The organism is Hyalangium versicolor (assembly GCF_020103695.1).
In the GTDB taxonomy this organism is placed as follows: domain Bacteria; phylum Myxococcota; class Myxococcia; order Myxococcales; family Myxococcaceae; genus Hyalangium; species Hyalangium versicolor.
Map to the genome: position 1 here is coordinate 1 of NZ_JAHXBF010000081.1, position 1,278 is coordinate 1,278.

Sequence of the window (1,278 nt, forward strand, 5' to 3'; positions counted from 1 at the left end):
GCAGTCTGCCCAACGCGCGCACGCTGTCAGGTGTGAGCGCCCGCGCTTGGGCAACCGCTGCGGTGGTCGGGTCCATCTTCTGGGTGAGGCCCTCGTTGAAGCGGCGCACTGCTGCGGCGAGCTCCTCACGGGGGGAACTCCGAGACAGCCCCTCAACCTGGCGCACGAGGATCGGCGCCTTCATCCGCGCGATGTCCCGGCTCGAGAGGCCGAAGTCCCCCGCGGCGTCAAAGAGGGCGGCGCGGTATGCCTTGGCCTGGTCCGGGAACCGCTCGTATGCCAGGAGCACCATCATCGTCCGGCCGTTGCCCCCGAGGACGATCGGCGAGGGAGGCTCCGTCACAAGGGGCGGGCCGTCCAGCGGGCTCGGGGTGCGCGCCAGCAGAAACTCCGGGCGGAGCTGCTGCGCCCCCTGCGTCACCTTGAGCCGCTCGCTTTGGTCCGAGTGGTAGGAGCGCTCTTGGACTCCCGCCGGGTACAGCGGGTCTGGCTGGAAGTCGGTCGTCCGGTGGCTGGGGACCAGCTGCGAGGCCTCGACCACAGTGTAGAGCGCGGCTTCGCCCTGGGGCCGCTGCGGGGTGATCACGACGGTCCGCTGGGCCGCGGCCGCAGGAGCATGGGGTGCGAGGGAGGCAGCGGCCGCTGCCGCCACTTCGCTCTTAGCGGCCTCGAGCAACTCCTCTGCCTTCTCACGGCGGGCCCGTCGCGCCAGCACCTCGCCGTCGACCGTTACAGCCCACTTCTCGCGGTGCTGGGAAATCTCTACCCGGGCGCCAGCCCTGAGCGCCTCCAGCAGGCACACCGGCACACGAGCGCAGGTGCTACGGCGAGCTCGTGCTGGTGCAGCCTTCTGCCGCGGCGATGCCCTGTTGGAGATCCTGAGGCGTGCCTGGGTGGGGTGGCTCATAAGGTCCTCGCGGAGTCAGCGCTCGAAGATGACCGAGCCTGCCGTGTTGGTGATGCGCTTGGGTGACAGGGCCCGCAGTGCACTCAGCGACGTTGCTGATGAGGGCTCGTCGAGAACCAGGTCCCCCAGAGTGCCCGTCGTCGCCGTGACGGAGCTCAGGCGGATGCGCGCGCCCTCGGAGGCCAGGAGTGCATATCCAGGAGTGGAGCCGCTGCTCCCAGAGCCCGTGTCTTGGAAGAAGAGGTACATCGGGCCGTTCACGTTGATGACGCCGCCGGCGCAGCTCCCGAACGAGGTGTTGATCACGGAGAGCTGGCCCACGGTTCCGTCTGCGGTCGCCGCGTTGCCGAGGATGCACTCCGCCGTGGTCC

General features: G+C 69.5%; 2 protein-coding genes. Both read right to left on the reverse strand.

Annotated features, from left to right (window positions below; all coding sequences use genetic code 11):
- A partial coding sequence (locus KY501_RS52805) for a hypothetical protein (RefSeq protein ID WP_224373246.1) occupies window positions 1-808 on the reverse strand: 808 nt, incomplete at its 3' end.
- Between the two features lie 114 nt (window positions 809-922).
- Window positions 923-1,278 (reverse strand): hypothetical protein (locus tag KY501_RS52810; protein WP_224373247.1); only part of this gene is annotated, 356 nt, incomplete at its 5' end.